Annotated in this window: 18 protein-coding genes; all 18 read right to left on the bottom strand. The window is 38.8% G+C overall.

All coding sequences use genetic code 11. The features are described from left to right. Positions 1–16: 16 nt before the first annotated feature. On the bottom strand, positions 17–940 hold the full coding sequence (locus HMPREF3249_RS04270; RefSeq protein ID WP_059220655.1) for an aspartate carbamoyltransferase catalytic subunit: 924 nt from the start codon (positions 938–940) through the stop codon (positions 17–19). A 58-nt stretch (positions 941–998) separates the two neighbouring features. Further along, positions 999–2,267, bottom strand: coding sequence for a uracil-xanthine permease family protein (locus tag HMPREF3249_RS04265; RefSeq protein WP_049533894.1), 1,269 nt, complete (start codon positions 2,265–2,267; stop codon positions 999–1,001). Positions 2,268–2,271: 4 nt separating this feature from the next. Continuing rightward, positions 2,272–2,793, bottom strand: a complete 522-nt coding sequence (pyrR, locus tag HMPREF3249_RS04260) for a bifunctional pyr operon transcriptional regulator/uracil phosphoribosyltransferase PyrR (protein WP_003027998.1) — start codon at positions 2,791–2,793, stop codon at positions 2,272–2,274. A gap of 280 nt (positions 2,794–3,073) precedes the next feature. Continuing rightward, the gene (gene whiA, locus HMPREF3249_RS04255) at positions 3,074–3,985 is read right to left on the bottom strand and encodes a DNA-binding protein WhiA (protein WP_049533888.1); all 912 of its coding nucleotides are present in this window, start codon (positions 3,983–3,985) and stop codon (positions 3,074–3,076) included. Continuing rightward, positions 3,982–4,959, bottom strand: a complete 978-nt coding sequence (locus tag HMPREF3249_RS04250) for a YvcK family protein (RefSeq protein ID WP_049533887.1) — start codon at positions 4,957–4,959, stop codon at positions 3,982–3,984. Before HMPREF3249_RS04250 ends, whiA begins: the two co-directional genes overlap by 4 nt. Continuing rightward, positions 4,956–5,846, bottom strand: coding sequence for an RNase adapter RapZ (rapZ, locus tag HMPREF3249_RS04245; protein ID WP_003024854.1), 891 nt, complete (start codon positions 5,844–5,846; stop codon positions 4,956–4,958). Before rapZ ends, HMPREF3249_RS04250 begins: the two co-directional genes overlap by 4 nt. A 151-nt stretch (positions 5,847–5,997) precedes the next feature. Beyond that, entirely contained in the window at positions 5,998–6,420 is a 423-nt protein-coding gene (gene ndk / locus HMPREF3249_RS04240; protein WP_003024857.1) for a nucleoside-diphosphate kinase, read from the bottom strand. A 78-nt stretch (positions 6,421–6,498) separates the two neighbouring features. Continuing rightward, positions 6,499–7,449 (bottom strand): CPBP family intramembrane glutamic endopeptidase, encoded by a 951-nt coding sequence (locus tag HMPREF3249_RS04235; RefSeq protein ID WP_049533886.1) that lies wholly within the window; start codon positions 7,447–7,449, stop codon positions 6,499–6,501. Further along, positions 7,449–8,087 (bottom strand): TIGR01906 family membrane protein, encoded by a 639-nt coding sequence (locus HMPREF3249_RS04230; RefSeq protein ID WP_049533885.1) that lies wholly within the window; start codon positions 8,085–8,087, stop codon positions 7,449–7,451. Before HMPREF3249_RS04230 ends, HMPREF3249_RS04235 begins: the two co-directional genes overlap by 1 nt. Beyond that, positions 8,077–8,850 (bottom strand): TIGR01457 family HAD-type hydrolase, encoded by a 774-nt coding sequence (locus HMPREF3249_RS04225; protein WP_003042013.1) that lies wholly within the window; start codon positions 8,848–8,850, stop codon positions 8,077–8,079. The genes HMPREF3249_RS04230 and HMPREF3249_RS04225 overlap by 11 nt, the downstream gene beginning before the upstream one ends. Positions 8,851–8,872: 22 nt before the next feature. Continuing rightward, positions 8,873–9,604, bottom strand: a complete 732-nt coding sequence (locus HMPREF3249_RS04220) for an acyl-[acyl-carrier-protein] thioesterase (RefSeq protein ID WP_049533884.1) — start codon at positions 9,602–9,604, stop codon at positions 8,873–8,875. A 3-nt stretch (positions 9,605–9,607) separates the two neighbouring features. Next, positions 9,608–10,738: a radical SAM family heme chaperone HemW gene (gene hemW / locus HMPREF3249_RS04215; RefSeq protein ID WP_049533881.1), complete on the bottom strand. Its 1,131-nt coding sequence runs from the start codon at positions 10,736–10,738 to the stop codon at positions 9,608–9,610. Between the two features lie 125 nt (positions 10,739–10,863). Beyond that, on the bottom strand, positions 10,864–12,504 hold the full coding sequence (locus HMPREF3249_RS04210; protein WP_059220652.1) for a hypothetical protein: 1,641 nt from the start codon (positions 12,502–12,504) through the stop codon (positions 10,864–10,866). Further along, positions 12,494–13,237 (bottom strand): ABC transporter ATP-binding protein, encoded by a 744-nt coding sequence (locus tag HMPREF3249_RS04205; protein ID WP_049533877.1) that lies wholly within the window; start codon positions 13,235–13,237, stop codon positions 12,494–12,496. The genes HMPREF3249_RS04210 and HMPREF3249_RS04205 overlap by 11 nt, the downstream gene beginning before the upstream one ends. Before the next feature lie 129 nt (positions 13,238–13,366). Then, the gene (locus HMPREF3249_RS04200; protein WP_003027988.1) at positions 13,367–13,912 is read right to left on the bottom strand and encodes a DUF1697 domain-containing protein; all 546 of its coding nucleotides are present in this window, start codon (positions 13,910–13,912) and stop codon (positions 13,367–13,369) included. Positions 13,913–13,937: 25 nt separating this feature from the next. After that, on the bottom strand, positions 13,938–14,501 hold the full coding sequence (locus tag HMPREF3249_RS04195; protein ID WP_003027987.1) for a hypothetical protein: 564 nt from the start codon (positions 14,499–14,501) through the stop codon (positions 13,938–13,940). 16 nt (positions 14,502–14,517) lie between these two features. Next, positions 14,518–16,506, bottom strand: a complete 1,989-nt coding sequence (gene uvrB / locus HMPREF3249_RS04190; protein WP_003027986.1) for an excinuclease ABC subunit UvrB — start codon at positions 16,504–16,506, stop codon at positions 14,518–14,520. Positions 16,507–16,596: 90 nt separating this feature from the next. After that, positions 16,597–17,556, bottom strand: a complete 960-nt coding sequence (locus HMPREF3249_RS04185) for a CPBP family intramembrane glutamic endopeptidase (protein ID WP_003027985.1) — start codon at positions 17,554–17,556, stop codon at positions 16,597–16,599. Positions 17,557–17,641: the final 85 nt, after the last annotated feature.

Below are 17,641 nucleotides of genomic sequence, written 5' to 3'. Positions count from 1 at the left end.
AGCAATACCTTAGTGTCTATTGCTCTTTTCGTCCATTTAGGACAGACTCGATAATTGCCATCCGAACAAATACACCATTTGTCATTTGTTCTACAATACGAGATTTAGGAGCTTCCACTAAGTGGTCTGCAATTTCCACATCACGATTTACTGGAGCCGGATGCATGATGATGGCTGTATCTTTCAGCTTATCATATCGTTCCTGAGTTAAGCCATGCAATCTATGATAATTTTCTTTTGAAAAGAGTGAATCGTCATCATGACGCTCGTGCTGCACGCGCAGAAGCATTAAGACGTCCACTTGGTCAACGACTTCATCAAGTGTGACAAATTGCCCATAAACTGCAAATTCTTCACTTCTCCATACCTCTGGACCTGCAAAATAAAGTTCTGCACCCAGACGCTTCAAGATTTGCATATTTGACTTCGCCACTCGTGAATGATCTAAGTCGCCTGCAATCGCAATCTTCAAGCCATCAAAATGCCCAAACTCTTGATAAATGGTCATCAAATCTAGCAAACTTTGACTCGGATGTTGTCCAGAGCCATCACCACCATTCACAATTGAAGTTGTAATCGTTGGACTTTCGACTAATTCCTTGTAATAGTCCACTTCTGGATGACGAATGACACAGACATCCACTCCGAGTGCTGACATGGTTAAAATCGTATCATATAAGGTCTCTCCTTTGTTGATAGAGCTGGTCTTTGAATCAAAATCCAACAGGTCACAACCTAGCTTTAATTCCGCTACTTCAAAGGCTTTATGTGTTCGCGTAGAGGGCTCAAAGAAGAGATTAGCGATAATATGTTGTTCATCATAATGAGCTTTCGCTCCATTTTTAAATTCAATGCCACGTTTGATTAAACTTAAGACTTCCTCATTGGTAAGAGTTTCCATAGAGACAACATTTTTAAGAGCGATTTGATTAGATGACATGGTGTATTTCTCCTTTTATTAGATACGGCGTTTCTTTCAATAAAGTTAAGAATTCAAACTAATTTTTAGGTTCTGGCAAGATAAGATAGAGCACAATTCCAAGAACCGTTGACAAGGCAACCCCTGAAATTTGCAGACCTGAAAGTTGCAAGGTTAAGCCGCCAATCCCAGCGACTAAGATCACACTAGCAATCAACAGATTTTTCTTATTGTCAAAGTCCGTTTGCTTTTCAATTAAAATTTTCAAACCACTAGAAGCGATGACTCCAAAGAGCGCAATAGAAATACCGCCTAGAACTGGAGTTGGAATGGATTGCAAGAGGGCAGAAACTTTCCCAACAAAACTCATCACAATCGCAAGTACTGCTGCACCTGCAATAACATAAACGCTATAGATTTTATTGAGAGCCATCACACCGATATTTTCACCGTAACTCGTTACTGGTGGCGCACCGAAAATCCCAGCGATAACTTGTGCAAGACCATCTCCGGCAAGAGTTTTATCCAATCCTGGGTCTTTAAAGAAATCTTTTCCGGTCAAGCTATTCAATACCATAACATGACCAAAGTGCTCTGTCATAGTTACAAATGCAATTGGAGCCATTGTTAAAATCGCACTTGGATAAAATTTTACATTATAGTCTAAGAAAGGAAGGTGCATAGGTGGGACATGGAACCATGAAGCTTGAGAGACTTTTGCAAAGGAAATAATTTCTTCTCCTGTTACCACTCCAAGAATGAGCGCGAAGACATATCCGACAATCAAGCCTAACAGCACTGGAATAATTCCAACAATCTTTTTACCATAGATATTAAAGAGGATGACTGCAAAGAGAGTAACAATCCCAATAATGAAATAAGTTAAATTGTATTTACCATCTTTTAACATGACATCATTTACAGCTGTGCTTGCTAGGCTTAGTCCGATGACCATAATGATTGGTCCTACAACAACTGGCGGCAAAATCTTATCAATCCAAGCATTCCCAGCGAACTTCACAATAAGAGCTACAATGAAGTAAACCAAACCACCTGTAATGGCACCTTGAGCGACTGCTGCGATACCGTCTGTTTTCATCAACATTTGCATAGCTGCAATATAAGCGAAACTAGACCCCATATAAGCTGGCACTTTGTACTTGGTAACTGTTAAGTGTGCCAAGGTTCCTAGACCGCTTGAAAACAAGGCAACTGCTGGGTCGATTCCAACCAGAATTGGAACAAGAACCGTTGCTCCAAACATGGCAAACAAATGCTGAAAGGACAATCCTACAAGCAAACCAGGTTTTGGCATATCGTGTACATCATATTTCACATCTTGACTCATTTTCTTATAACTCCTCCGCAATCAAGACACGGTCTTGACCATCCTGTTCTATCATTTCCACAATAATTTCTTCTGTTCGACTAGTTGGAATGTTTTTGCCCACATAATCTGCTCGAATCGGCAACTCACGATGCCCACGGTCTACTAAAACAGCCAAGCTCACGCGTGATGGACGTCCCAAGCTAACTAGATTATCAATAGCAGCACGAATGGTGCGTCCTGTATAGAGGACATCATCTACCAAGATGACTTCGCGGTCTGTAATATCAACAGGAACATGTGTTGTATCTTCTTCCACTTTAAAATCATCGCGGAATGGTTTGGTATCCAACTCACCGATAGGTACATTGATCTTTTCAAGTTGCGCTAATCGTTCTTGAATCCGCTGTGCAATGTAAACACCCCGTGTTTTTATACCAATCAAGACAATCTTGTCTAGCTCTTTGTTGCGCTCAATGATTTCATAAGTGATCCGTGTAATGGCACGTTTCATTGTCAAACCATCAACAACTTCTTTTGTTTTCATGGAAAACCTCCTGTATAAAAAGTTAAAAGAAAAAGTCTCCTTCACAAGGAGACTTCAGAAAATCTAGGTAAGCATAGAGAAACTGCTAACAGCCTCACTGTACTATACCATCTTATACTTTGACTCCTTGTCTGCCTCACGGGACAGATTTAAAGGATTATTTAATTTTTATTACTATATCACACTTTTTGAAAATTTTCAAGAGAAAACCGTAAAGTTTTAATGGAAATTTTCAAATTGATTCCGCCTATAATATATAATCCCCATTTCTTTGCATTTTCTACAACTCATTTGCGATTTTATTGATTTTCCTCAAGCGATGATTGACACCACTTTTCGTCAAAGGCTTACTAAGACTTTCTGCCAACTGCTGGATAGAATAATCCGGATGATTGACACGCAGATAAGCTACCTCTTGCAAATCAACCGGCAAGCTCTCTAAACCAACTGTGCCAATGATTTTGCTAATGTTATGAATGGTTTTCATGCTAGCTGTCACCGTTCGAGCAATATTCGCCGTTTCCGCATTATTCGTTCGATTCAGATCATTTCTAGCCTCTCGCAAGAGCTTGACCGACTCAAACTCAGTCATTGCTTTCATAGCCCCAATCACAATCAAAAAGTCCATAATGTCCTCAGCTCGCTGCAGATAGGTTACTGAGCCTTTTTTGCGCTCAATTGTCTTGGCATCCAATAAAAACTTTCGCATCAAAGCGGCTAAATCTTCCGCATGGTCAGAATAGACCGACAAGATTTCCAGTTGATATTTCCCAGAATCTGGATCACGCATACTGCCCGTGGATAAAAAGGCTCCTCGTAAATACGATCGGCTCGCTTCATCATCTGATAAAATAGCTTGGTCAATGCCTGCTTCAATCCCAAAAAAGGAGTCTGCCAAGTGTAAATCAGCTAAAATTTGTTCCACACCTTCGTCTAAAAAAACAGTATAAACACGATTTTTCCGAAGATTCGCTTTTTGATGATGACGAATATCCGATTTGACTTGATAAAAAGCTGCCAACAATTCATAAATGTGACGAGCGATTTTTGCATTTTCTGTCGTAACAGATAATGTTAAGCCTTGACTAGAAATTCCTAAACTGCCTGACATCTTAATGATAGCCGATAATTCCGTTTTATCTTTTTTGCCTAGGCCAAGCAGTTCTTCTTTCACTTTAATGGTAAAACTCATTTGCGCACCTGTATAATCTGCATAAGTTCATCGACGACTGATTCACCATCATGAAAAGCTCCGCCATTTTCCAAGCGAAGAAAATTAGACGAAATGACACGAGGTACTTGCTCTTTCAAACCTTTAAAATCATGCTCAACCTGCACCAAATACTCATCAAATTTATTAGAATTCATATACTCTTGAGGAACTTCCTCAATATTCACCAAAACAGTATCAATAAATCGTTTTCCTAAATGTCGATGCAAAACAGCCACGTGGTCACTATCTGTGAAATGCTCGGTTTCACCACGCTGGGTCATAATATTGCAGACATAAGCGATTTCCGCCTTTGTTTCTAAAAGAGCTTGTCCAATTTCTTCAATCATCATATTGGGTAAGATGGAGGTAAACAATGACCCTGGTCCCAAAACAACCATATCACTTTCTAAAATCGTCTCTACCACTTTGCGACTAGCCACCGGCTTCTGGTCATTATAGGTATTGGTGACATAAACTCGTTCAATCATACCTTGGTGTTCTGCGAGATGACTTTCTCCAGCGACTTCGCTTCCATCAGTAAATACAGCATGAAGCGTTAAAGGTATATCACAAGACGGATAAATTTTGCCAGTTGTGTGGAAAAACTTAGTCAATAGCTGCATAGCGTTGTAAGTCGACCCTTGCATTTCTGAAATACCTGCAATAATCAAGTTCCCCAGTGGATGTCCAGCTAAAGCACCGTCTTCATCTGCAAAGCGATATTGAAAAACTTTTTCATAAAAGCGCGGCATGTCCGATAAAGCCACCAAAACATTTCGCAAATCACCGGGCGGTGTCAATTGTTGAATGTTTTTTCGCAATTCCCCCGAACTTCCACCGTCATCAGCGACCGTCACAATAGCAGCAATGTCTACATCTTTCTTACGCAAACTGTTCAAAATGACTGAAATCCCTGTACCACCACCGATAACGGCTATCTTTGGTCTCCTCATGAACGATTCACCGTTTCCTTTCTGCGGTCTTTGTCTCGATGTGATGAGTGAACGGTCCATTCGCTTGCCAAATCATCTGCTAGACGTTGTGCAAAAGCTACGCTTCTGTGTTGACCGCCTGTACAACCAACCGCAATTGTTAAAACAGATTTCCCCTCTTTTTTATAGCCGGGTAAAATCGGTTTGATAAGAGCCACTAAGTGCTGATAAAATTCTTCTGACTCCGTATGATTCATCACATAATCATAAACTGGTTTATCAAGCCCTGTTTGATTGCGAAGTTCTGGTTGGTAATATGGGTTTGGCAAAAAACGTACATCAAAAACAAGGTCGGCATCTAGCGGAATACCATATTTAAAGCCAAAACTCACCACTTCAATGCGAAACGATTGGAGTTTCGTTGGATCTGAAAAATGTTCAGAAATGGTTTTACGCAACCCGCGCGGTGTTAATTCGGTCGTATCTACCACGTTTTGACTCATGTTTTTCAACGGTGCTAGTAACTCACGTTCTAGCTTGATACCGTCTAAAATACGACCGTCTGCTGCTAAGGGGTGGCTACGCCGCGTTTCCTTGTAACGTGCAACTAATTCTGTATCTGCCGCATCTAAAAACAAAATCTTAAAATCAAGTCCAGCGTTACTTTCAATCTCATCTAGAACTTTCTGAATCTCAGAAAAGAATGAACGACTACGCATATCTACAACCATAGCAATCTTGTCGTTGTCTTGTGTCGTTTCGATTAACTGCAAAAATTTAGGAACCAGCGTGGGGGGCATATTATCAATCGTAAAATAGCCCAAATCTTCAAAAGACTGGATGGCCACGGTCTTTCCCGCTCCACTCATTCCCGTCACGATAACCAAATGAATTTGTTTGTCTGACATATCTCCTCCTTGATAAAACAATTAATTTTCAGTATATTAAAACATTTCCAATTCCTTTTTATTATAACACACCCAGTACAATTCGGATAGTAAAAAAGAGAGAACAAAAGCAATGGCTATCTGTACTCTCTCGAATTTATACTACTATGTTTTAATGATTACCAAACCAAAGCGCAATTTCCCGTTTGGCAGACTCTTCAGAATCTGAACCATGAACAACATTTCGAATCGTTTCACCAGCTTCAGCTGCTTGTGCAAAATCTCCGCGAATAGTTCCTGGTAGAGCTTCTTCCGGACGAGTAGCGCCCATCATGTGACGCCAACCTGAAATCACTTGGCTTCCCGATAAAACACCGATAATCACAGGCCCGCTTGTCATATAATCACGGATTGAAGGATAAAAATCTTTCGTTAATAGGGCTTCATAATGCTGATCAATTAACTCATTTGAAACATTGGTTCTCATTTCCAAACGTTCGATTTTGTAACCACGTTGTTCTACGCGCTTCAGTACTTCTCCAACCAAGCCACGTTTTACGCCGTCTGGTTTTATAATAAAAAATGTTTGTTCCATGATTGATACGCTCCTCTTTTGTTACCTTTATTTTATCATAAATGAAAGAAAGTTGAAAGTCCTTTCAAAAATCTTCTTTCACAAATGACTTATTAAGGTCAAAGATGTTAAAAACATGAAGATTGCAAAAATCCAGAACCAAACAGAACGAAAAGCTTGCCTATAGGTTCCTGAAAATGAACGATTTTCTTGTACATACATTTTTATGTCTATTTTGTTTTTTAGCAGGAAAATTACTGCGATACTTGCACCAATTAGCAGGATAAATAAGTGTAAAAGACCACCTATATCGTCCGGCAAAAACGAATACAAATAAGTTAAACCATCTCCGATGACCAAGTTATTAAAAACGTGAAAAACCATTGCCCAGAGAATTGAATACTCCAAGGTCACATAAGAGAAGACAATTCCAACAAAAGCTGCAAAAAAGAACTGCGGGATATTCCCATGAAATAAACCAAATATGAGGGAAGACATCAGAATCGCAAAGACTTTTCCATATTTTTCAAATGTTCGTAAGCCCGCCCCGCGAAAAATCAACTCTTCTGAAACAGGACCGAAAAAACCTGCATACAAAAACATAGAAACACTATCTGAACCTGCCGAAGCTGATTCGACAGCTTTAAGCATAGTAAAACCAAATAAATTAAAGATTGTTTCAAAAATCTGATTAAATAAGACGAACCCTAATTGACCCAGAAGTAAAAAAGATAAAACTAGTCCAAACGTTTTTGGAGTCATGACTCTTTTCTGCGTTCGTAAATCAGACTTAAATAATTTACCATCCCGATACAACCAAAAGATAAAAACTCCTGCACAGACAGCAATTAGATAATAACTACCATCGCGTGACATAAAACTTTCCGTTGCTTTTTGGATTCTCTCAAGATTTCCGGAATAACGAATCGCTTGAAACAAGGTTACAATCGTTTGATAAATCAGACCAATCATTGCCATTACGACCACATACAGTAGACATAAAGCAGAGAACAAACCAATATCTTTTCGTACTTGCTGATTGACTAGCATCAGTTTCCCTCCTTCTTCAAATAGCTTTTTCGACTCCACAGGTATAGCCCCACAGCAAAACCTTCATAAAGAACAAAAAACAAAAGAAAGGCGTGGAGGAAAAATTCTTCTGGCAATATCCAAATAACAGGATCTTTAGCAGGGTCAAATAACCAAGTATTATCCCCAGCAAATAAAATCTGATGAAAGAGAGTGAAAAACGCATCAAAGCCAATCCCCAGCGCCACACCAGCAATTACAATAGGCAACCAAATAATAGCTAAAATCGCCTTTGAAAAGACAGATAGATAGCTTTTTTTTATAATGTTTTTTACAAACAAATAAACCGCTGGTAAGGTTGCTAGAAAAACAACTTGCGCCAAATGAAAAAGATATTTCACGACTTGAAAATGGTGCAGGCCTGCTGCTGATGAGCGAAAATCAGGCATGGAGAGCTTTTGCTGAAATGGATTGGTTAGGTAATTCATCAAAATATTGAAATTGTGCTGAATGGTTGCAGATTTGAGGTAAACTTGATTTTCTAAATGCAACCAAGAAATTTCCAAAGGATAAAACAGCCAAGTCAGATAAATGGTCAACAAAATGGCTGTTGCTAAAAAGCAGAGCATACTCAGCCAAAAGGTCAGTTTAGTGCGCATCAAAATCCCACTCCGCTAGGCTAGAAAGTACATAATCTGGTTGGATTGGCAAGCCTGGCACTTCTTCTGGTTTCGTAAAGCCAGTTGTCACCAGAAGCGTAGGGATACCATTGTCAATCCCAGCCCGAATGTCCGTCAGGTAATTATCCCCAACCATTATCACTTCCTCGCGTGGTAGTCCTAGATGCTCAACCGCCTTTTCCATGATAATTGCATTTGGCTTCCCGATATAAACAGGTTTCACACGAGTTGCTACTTCAATGAGAGTAATAATCGATCCTGCTCCAGGCATGAGACCGCGCTCTGTCGGAATATTAAGATCTGGATTGGTTCCTACGAAATGAGCTCCCTTTTGAATAGCTAAAGTAGCAATTGACAATTTTTCATAGTCCACTTCCCAGTCCAATCCAACAACTACATAATCTGGGTTATCAGTATCTTCGACATAGCCAGCTTCTGCAATGGCTTGCTTAAGTCCGACATCACCGATAACATAGACTTTCTTGCCTAGATTTTTATCATTTAAGTAGTCAACCGTTGCTAAAGTCGCTGTATAAATCGTTTCAATCGGCGTTTCAACATTGAATTGTTCCGCTAGCATTGTTTGAACAGTCTCAGGAGTACGTGTTGTATTGTTCGTCACAAATAAATATGGAATGTTGCGTCGTTGTAATTCATGGACAAAAGCTTCACCCGTAGGAATACGGTCTTTTCCTTTATAAATCGTTCCGTCTAAATCAATTAAATATCCTTTGTAGGTCATACTTCTCTTTCTATTGTTTCTCTTATGAAATTTCTTGCCAAGTTACCATAGCTTGTGCATTGGTATCACCATCGCTGGAAATCTGATGATTGCTCTCTAATCCATTCAAATCATAGCTAGAGGTAATCTGCCCACCAGGTCGTACTTCCTTGACATACTTGAGGTGAACTTTTTTGGGAACGTATTTCATGAGAAAATCAGCTCCCATAACTTCAAAAATCCAGTCCAAATACTTGCTGTTGTTGACATGACCATTCATGTCTAAATCATAAAACCGAACATGATAATCTTTACTGGTCGAATCTTTCAGTTCTGGATATTTTGGACCACGAATCAACTTTTTAGAAAATTCTGCTTCATAAGGTGCGACAATCTTTGGCTCTACAGCATGCACTTTTCGACTGTCTCTGTCCATAAGAACAAAGGTAGCCATCATTTCAATCACGGCAACATCATTTTCATCAAAAACGGTAAAACGACGATAACAAAAGAGACGATTATAGGAAAGCGCTTCTGTTTCAATCGTCATTTCTTCACCAAATTTAGGCAGCCGTACCACATCGATATCATAGTCAGTAATAATCCAGACCAGATTGTATTTCTCCAGCATATACTGGTCGCTAATCCCCAAGTCAATAGACTGCAAACCTGATACCTGTAAGGACAGCAAAATGACAGCAGGCAACTTGATATGACCATTCATATCCGCCATGTCAAACGGAATTTTCATTTTCGTTTGATAAGTTAAACCCATAATTTACTCCAATATAAATTTCTCTGCGACCGTATCACCCAAAAATAGACCCTTTTTAGTCATACGAACGATTTCTTTGTCAGGTACTAAGAGTCCTTGCTCAATAAGTTCAGTTACTACATGACCGTACTGCTGCTCAAAAGAAATGCCAAATTTTTCTTCAAAACGCTTTTTAGAAACACCTGACTTTTTGCGCAAGCCCAGAAACATTTCTTCTTCCATCATCTCTTGCTTACTCAGATGTTCTTCATTCACACGCGCATTGCCTTTTTCAACCGCCTCTAAATAATGACGAATCGGACCATGATTCTTGTAGCGAACCCCATTGACATAACCAGAAGCCCCTGCCCCAATACCAAAATATTCCGCATTATCCCAGTACATGAGATTGTGTTGACTCTCAAAACCTGGTTTAGAAAAGTTAGAAATCTCATAGTGTTCAAACCCAGCTTTTTCCAACTCCTCAATGATATACTCAAACATCTCTGCTTCCAAGTCCTCCTTCGGTAAAGGCAGCTTTCCACGCCGCATCCGGTTCATAAAAACCGTGTGATTTTCTAGAATTAAGCTATAAAGACTCATGTGAGGGATATCTAGTGCAATGGCCTTGGCCACATTTTCCCGCACGTTGTCCATGGTCTGCTTGGGCAGTGCATAGATCAAATCAATAGAGATATTATCAAAACCAGCGAACTTCAGATTAGTGATATTTTCATAAATATCTTTCTCTAAATGGCTACGCCCAATTTGCTTGAGCATGCGATTGTCAAAAGTCTGAACACCCAAAGACACTCGGTTAACAGCCGAATCTTTTAAAACAGCAATCTTATCCGGATCCAAATCTCCTGGATTAGCTTCAATAGTCAGTTCTTCTAACAATGACAAATCCAGCTTTTTCGTCAGCTCTGCCAATAAAAACTCCAGCTGCTTCGCTGAAAGAGCTGTCGGTGTCCCACCACCGATATAAAGCGTCTGTAAATGCTTTATATCATAAGAAGTATATTCTTGAAGCAAGTGCTCTAAGTAGGCGTCAACTGGCTGATTTTTGATAAAGACCTTAGAGAAATCACAATAATAACAAATTTGAGTACAAAACGGAATGTGTACATAGGCAGAAGTTGGTTTGGTATACATAGCATTTATTATAGCATAAATTTAGTATATAGATGTTTCAAAGCACACACTAAAATACATAGATCTCTTATCAATATATTCTTGCTAAGCAATAAAAACATAGTAAATATTCAAAAATTTTCAGCTTAATTTTCTACTTCAGTTTGAACTTTTTTCAAATAATAATTTGTCAGTAAAAATGCCATCATTGCAAGAGCAATCAGAAAAGTACCTGCTAACAAATAGCCCACTAAATCTGGTGATACAAGAATGAAATAAGCGCTTATTGCAATAATGATTATGTAAATAATCATAGCAACAATTCCTAAAATCATCTTTAGTGAATTATTTTCACGATTAAATAATTCCGTCACATTTGACCAATTGGTCACTTGTAGGCGTTTATCACGATGATATCCCCATGCACTCCATGCTAAACAGGTCAATGTCCAAGCTACAATCATCAAGACAATAGCAACTGGTTGCACGCCGACAACAAAGGAAAAAATTGTCAATAAAATGAATGGTAAAATGGATTGAATGACAAATAAATTCCAAAACTTAAGTTTAAGATAACGTGCCATATCAAAAGGTAATACTTTCAAATAATCATAATTTTCACGTTCAAGTGAAATGCCAATTCCTGTTAAATTTGCTCCACCTGTATTTAAACTTGCTACAAATGTTGCTATTAACATCAATGGAAAAGCAAATCTTGTTGTCAAATAAGGAGAAATCATTTCACGATACTGCATAAAACTAGCCATTAACGGAATTAAAATAAAATAAGGTAACACACTAGGCATCAAAAGAGTTTGTAATAAGACGGAGCCATCACTGATTAGGTTTAATTGATAGCGCAACACAAACTGCGGAAAGTTCCTAAGTCCATTCATCTTGAAAATTTTCGTTCGTTTTTGTCTATTGACCGTTGCTGTTGTGGTCATTGCAGCTTCATAAAATTCTGGTAAAACCTTTCGCTTAACAATTATAAATAATATAACAGCTACGACTATCCATGTTCCCATTCCAAGCAACGAATTCAAAGCAAAAGGTTGCATACTGAAAGCATGAAAAATAGTCATTGGCGGAAAATAAGCAGGTTGATCTTGCAATATTGCGTTTTTAACGTTAGAGTTATTTTGCAAATTCACCAATAAAATCGCACCAAAAGCCATTATTGTAGCAAGAGCCAGTAAAATATTAGAGGCAAGCTTTTTATATTTCCTAAAAATAGTTGTTTTCGTAATAAAATGAACACCAACCAAAAGAAGGAAAATAAGTGTCGAAAACAGTACTCCTAACGAAATAAGCAGAATAGGGATTGCAAGCCAGATTGGTTGACCTGATTGCATTTGCAAACCAATAAAGTAAATAACAATGGGAAACACTCCCATTAAAGTAGTTAAAAGAACAGAAAATCCTTTCCCAACCATAATTTCGCTCTCACTAAAGGCATAAGGTCGGTAAGCTTGCAAGTCTTTACTTTCATAAAAAACATTGTAAAAGGAAAGAAATCCCTGTGCAAAGATGAAAAGATAAAAGATGCTGACAAAATTCGAAAACAGCCCTGGATTTTGAGCAAGCGGTAAAAAAGCACCCTGTACACCAAATATACAAGCATACAAAATTCCAACGTAGAGATAGTTCATCACTAGATTTCTAGCAACATTTCCTTTTTTCTTTGGATTTTTTTGCTGTTTTTTACGATAACTAGAAAGCCTAGTTGATTGCGTCGTATAAATGATATTTGCATGAATGAGGGATCGAATCGCTTTAAGACGCATCAGGACTCACCTCTTCTCTACGACCAGCCAAACTGAGGTAAATACTTTCTAATGATTTTTCAGGATGTTGACCTTTCAATTCCTCAATCGTACCGTAAAACAACAATTCTCCCTTTTTGAGAATGGCAATACGGTCACACAATTGCTCTGCCACTTCTAAAACATGGGTTGAGAACAAAACAGTATTCCCTTTATCTGCATGCTCTCGCATCATTTGCTTAAGGTCAAAAGCCGCCTGCGGATCCAAACCAGTTAAAGGCTCATCCAACACCCAGATATCTGGATCAGACAAAAGAGCACCAATGACAAATACTTTTTGTCGCATTCCATGTGAAAACGATTCAATAACTTCATAGCGATGAGCTGTAAAATCAAATAATTCCAGTAGATCCGTTAAACGTTTCTCATAATCTGAAGGACTCATATCATAAGAAGTTCCAACCAATTCCCAGAATTCATTTGCTGTCAGACGTAAAAACAAATCTGGCGAATCAGCTACATAACCAATTTTCTTCTTGATTTCCAACCGATTAGCTGCTAATTCCTTGCCATCCACAAAAATCTGACCATGCGTTGGATTAATCACACTAACCAATGATTTAATCGTTGTTGATTTTCCAGCACCATTGTGTCCAATTAATCCTACAATTTCTCCACTCTGAAGCGTTAAATTCAGATGATTCAACGCTATCTTGTCATCGTACACTTTTGTAACATCCTTAAATTCAATCATAAATTCTCCTATCTACTGAATGTTTTCAGCATGATGAAAATAAAAGTAAAAACTCTTTTTCTTTATTCAAACATATATATTCATTAACAATTTATCATTAGTTTTCCAAAAAAACAAAATAATGCCTCTTTAACTAGTATCTGCCAACTCCAAAATTTTCTGAAAGGTTTTCCCATTGCGAATAGTCAAAGACTTGTAAAAGCTAGATTTGAGTAGCTTCTTGTAGTAGTTGGACTTGAGATAGTCAGCCTGATCGCTATTTCTGTAAAAGAAGGCTGTCTGACCGAAATGCAGCAGCTCCTTGTCATTTGCCCAGCTGCCAGCCAGCTCTTGAACACTCTCCCTGTCTGTCTCCGACAGATAAAAGAGAACATCTCGCCGAAAGGCTGTTTCATCCTGCCACCAAGTAGGCAGATTGGCTGTTTCTTTTTGAAGCATGGCAGAGCTGACAAGGACAAAAGGCAGAGGAAAATCGTAAGACCGACTGAAATAAGCCGTCAAAATCTCCCGAATCCTCTCCTCCTGCTCCTCGCTATCAAAGAAAAGATTGCCACTATTGATGTAGGAAACAGGATTTTCAAAACCCAACCTAGCCAAATCCTTCTTCAAATCAGCCATAACGACCTTGTTTTTCCCGCCAACATTGATGCCGCGGAGTAAAAGTGCATAACGCATGTGTGCTCCTTTCAGCAATTAAATTTCACATCATAAAGTTCTTATCTAGCCCTAACTCATCTATTAACTTGTTTGTCGCTTCAGAAATCCTCTTTTCTTGCGAGTCGAAATCATTCAACTTCATTATAAACCAATATTTCGGACTAATGACAGCTGAAGTAACATCATATTTAATTTGTGTAGCAAGTAGTACATAGATAGCCATCATCCGATATTCATTTTGAGTAATTCTTTTAACCGCAGCCTCATAGTTTTCTTTTTGCATTAACGATACTATCTTTATAGACTCTTTTGAACCGTATGAGTAGATTGTATTAATTATCTCTTTAAAGATTTTCAAATTTTCTTCTTGTTTCTTTTCTTTGAGTTTAGCGTTTTTTAAAGAATTGATTTCAATCATTTCATCAAAAAGCGCTAAAACTTTATAAGGAATTTTGGACATGTTCTCCAGTGCTAATGTATCTCTATTACGCTTAAGTTCATTCTGGAAACTCTGCTTCATTGAAAAATAAGTTACAATAAAACCAACAATTGAAATAACACTAGAAATCATTACACTGATAACTGTTATTAAAGAAGCTTCACTCATTCTTCTATTTATCCTTTCAATCCATCGCCTTTATCTCTAAAATCATATCCCGAATCTGTGCCGCCAGTTCGAAGTCCAGAAGTCCGGCAGCTTCTTGCATTTGTCCCTCTAGTTTCTTAATCATATCTTTACGTTCCTGCTTGTTAAGACTTTCAATATCTACCACTTCTCCCTTGTCTGGTAGAGCAGATTTTGTCACACTGATTAGGTCACGGATTTCTTTCTGGATTGTTTGCGGTACAATACCATGTTCTTCGTTATAAGCCATTTGAATCTGACGACGGCGGGCAGTTTCATCCATAGCTTTTTGCATGGAATCTGTGATTGTGTCAGCATACATGATGACGTGGCCTTCACTATTACGGGCAGCCCGACCAATGGTTTGGATCAAACCACGCTCATTACGTAAGAAACCTTCCTTGTCTGCATCAAGAATGGCAACCAGACTAACCTCTGGCACATCAATTCCCTCACGCAACAGGTTAATTCCGACTAAAACATCAAAGACACCTAACCGCAGGTCGCGGATAATTTCTGTCCGCTCTAAGGTCTTGATATCTGAGTGCATGTATTTGACCTTAACTCCCATTTCTTTAAAGTAATCCGTCAGATCTTCTGCCATCTTTTTAGTCAACGTTGTGATAAAGGTCCGCTCATTCTTTTCAACACGCGCATTGATTTCGCCTAAAAGATCATCTATTTGACCCATAGTCGGACGCACTTCGACTTCTGGATCCAGCAGACCAGTTGGTCGAATAATCTGCTCAATCACTGTATCCGTCTGCTCCCGCTCATAGTCGCCCGGTGTCGCAGATACATAGACAATCTGGTGCACATGACTTTCAAATTCTTCCCGACGCAGCGGGCGGTTATCCAAGGCAGAAGGCAAGCGAAATCCATAATTAACCAACATTTCCTTCCGTGAGCGGTCACCATTATACATACCCTTGATTTGCCCCATCGTCATATGACTTTCGTCCACCATGATTAAAAAATCATCAGGGAAGAAATCTAGTAAAGTGTAAGGTGGCTCACCTTCGCTCCGTCCGTCCATATGGCGAGAATAATTCTCTACGCCATTCGTGTAGCCCATTTCGCGCAGCATTTCAATATCATAGTCAGTTCTTTGTTTCAGCCGCTGAGCTTCTAAAAGTTTCCCTTCCTTTTCAAAAAAGGCTAGTTGTTCTTCTAATTCCGCTTGAATCTTGCCAATAGCAATCTCCATATTTTCGTCATTTGTCATAAAGTGAGTAGCTGGGAAAATTGCTAAATGATCCACTTCACCCAAAACTTGTCCCGTCAACGCTTCTACTTCTCGAATACGGTCAATTTCATCACCAAAAAACTCTACTCGAAAAGCATGCTCATCACGAGAAGCCGGAAAAATTTCTACTACATCACCACGCACCCGGAATTTCCCCCGCTGAAAATCAATATCATTACGCTCAAACTGGATATCCACCAAATCATTGAGAAGTTTATCCCGTGAAATCTCTAAACCCGGCCGCAGACTGACAACGCTATCGGAGTATTCCTTAGGCGAACCCAAACCATAAATGCAGCTGACTGACGCCACTACAATCACATCGTTGCGTTCCAAGAGAGCCGAAGTTGCTGAGTGACGAAGCTTGTCAATCTCATCATTGACAGAGCTGTCCTTCTCAATATAGGTATCACTGGAAGGCACATAGGCTTCCGGTTGATAGTAATCATAGTAAGACACAAAGTATTCGACCGCATTGTCAGGGAAAAATTCCTTAAATTCCCCATAAAGCTGACCTGCCAGAGTTTTATTATGAGCGATGACTAAGGTCGGTTTATTAACCTTTTGAATAACCTGACTCATAGTATAGGTCTTCCCAGTTCCTGTCGCTCCCATGAGAATCTGAGCTTTCTCACCACCCTCTATATTATCCACTAATTGCTCAATCGCCTGTGGTTGATCTCCTGAGGGCTCATACTTAGAAACCAGTTTAAATTTATTGTCCGTAATTCTATTTATCATTATTCTTTTCCTCTATACAATCTTCTCTTATTTTATCATATTTCTAAAAATATCACTGACTTAGGATAATAAGAAGCCCACCTAGTAAAACTAAGTGAGATTTGATTTTCTAAATTGTAATGCTGCTGGTAATTTATCTTCTTTTTTAAGAGACCAATACAGATAGAAAATGCTGAGAATTAACACCAGACTGGTGAAAATAGATCCTTCTGCTCCAAAAGCCCCACCCGAAAGCCAATCTACGTTGGATTTCGTATTGTAAGCAAAGACGGAAGTTTCTGCTCCCTGACCACTGACCTGAATACCATAAATGTTACCTTGAACAAAATTCCAAGCACCGTGAATACCAGCCAGCCCCCACATATTGTCAGTTTTTAGCATGTAAAAACAAGCAAAAGCACCATCGAGAATAATATTGACAATCGAAAGAAGCGTCACACCAGGATTTAGTAAATGGAGAGCACCAAATAGGCTAGCAGAGATTAAAATACCGACCAAAATATTTGACTTGGCAGTAACTGTCGGAAATAGCCAACCACGCGTCACCAGTTCTTCTGTTCCTCCTTGTAACATCCAAAACGGAATCAGGGCGATGATAAAGAGAAATGGCTCCAAACTAAGATGGTTGAGTTCTAACCTACCTACACCTGTCATCAAAAGTAAGACAACTATGAGAGAAAACTGTGCCGCTCCAATCAAAAAACCTTTTCCTAATTCTTTAAACCAATTTTCCTTAAAAAAACCAAGACTTGAAAAAGGTCTTTTTTCAACGCATTTCACCCAAAGAAAGAGAGCCAAAGAAATAAAGAAAAAGAGGAAGAGTTGAATGAAAATCATATAATGCGATATCAGTTCTTGTATCATTACAAAGCCTGCCCCAGAATGAACAAGGCCAAACACAAGACCCAGCAGTATCGAAATTGGAACCAATGCAAGCCCGCCGACAATTTCACCTCCATAAACAAAAACAATCGAGAGAATAACTGCCAACCAAATAGGTGGAATGTAACGGGACTGTTTCACATTATCAAGCATACGAGATTGAAACATAAAATCTCCTTTCCTTTTTTTGATTATTATATCATATTTATTTTACGCAAATCAAAAAAGAAATTTTCGTCTATGTTATAAAATC

It is taken from the genome of Streptococcus sp. HMSC36C04, assembly GCF_001839535.1.
Taxonomy (GTDB): Bacteria; Bacillota; Bacilli; order Lactobacillales; family Streptococcaceae; genus Streptococcus; species Streptococcus hominis.
The sequence above is the reverse complement of the archived record's forward strand: the minus strand, read 5'-3'. Positions and strand labels throughout refer to the sequence as shown.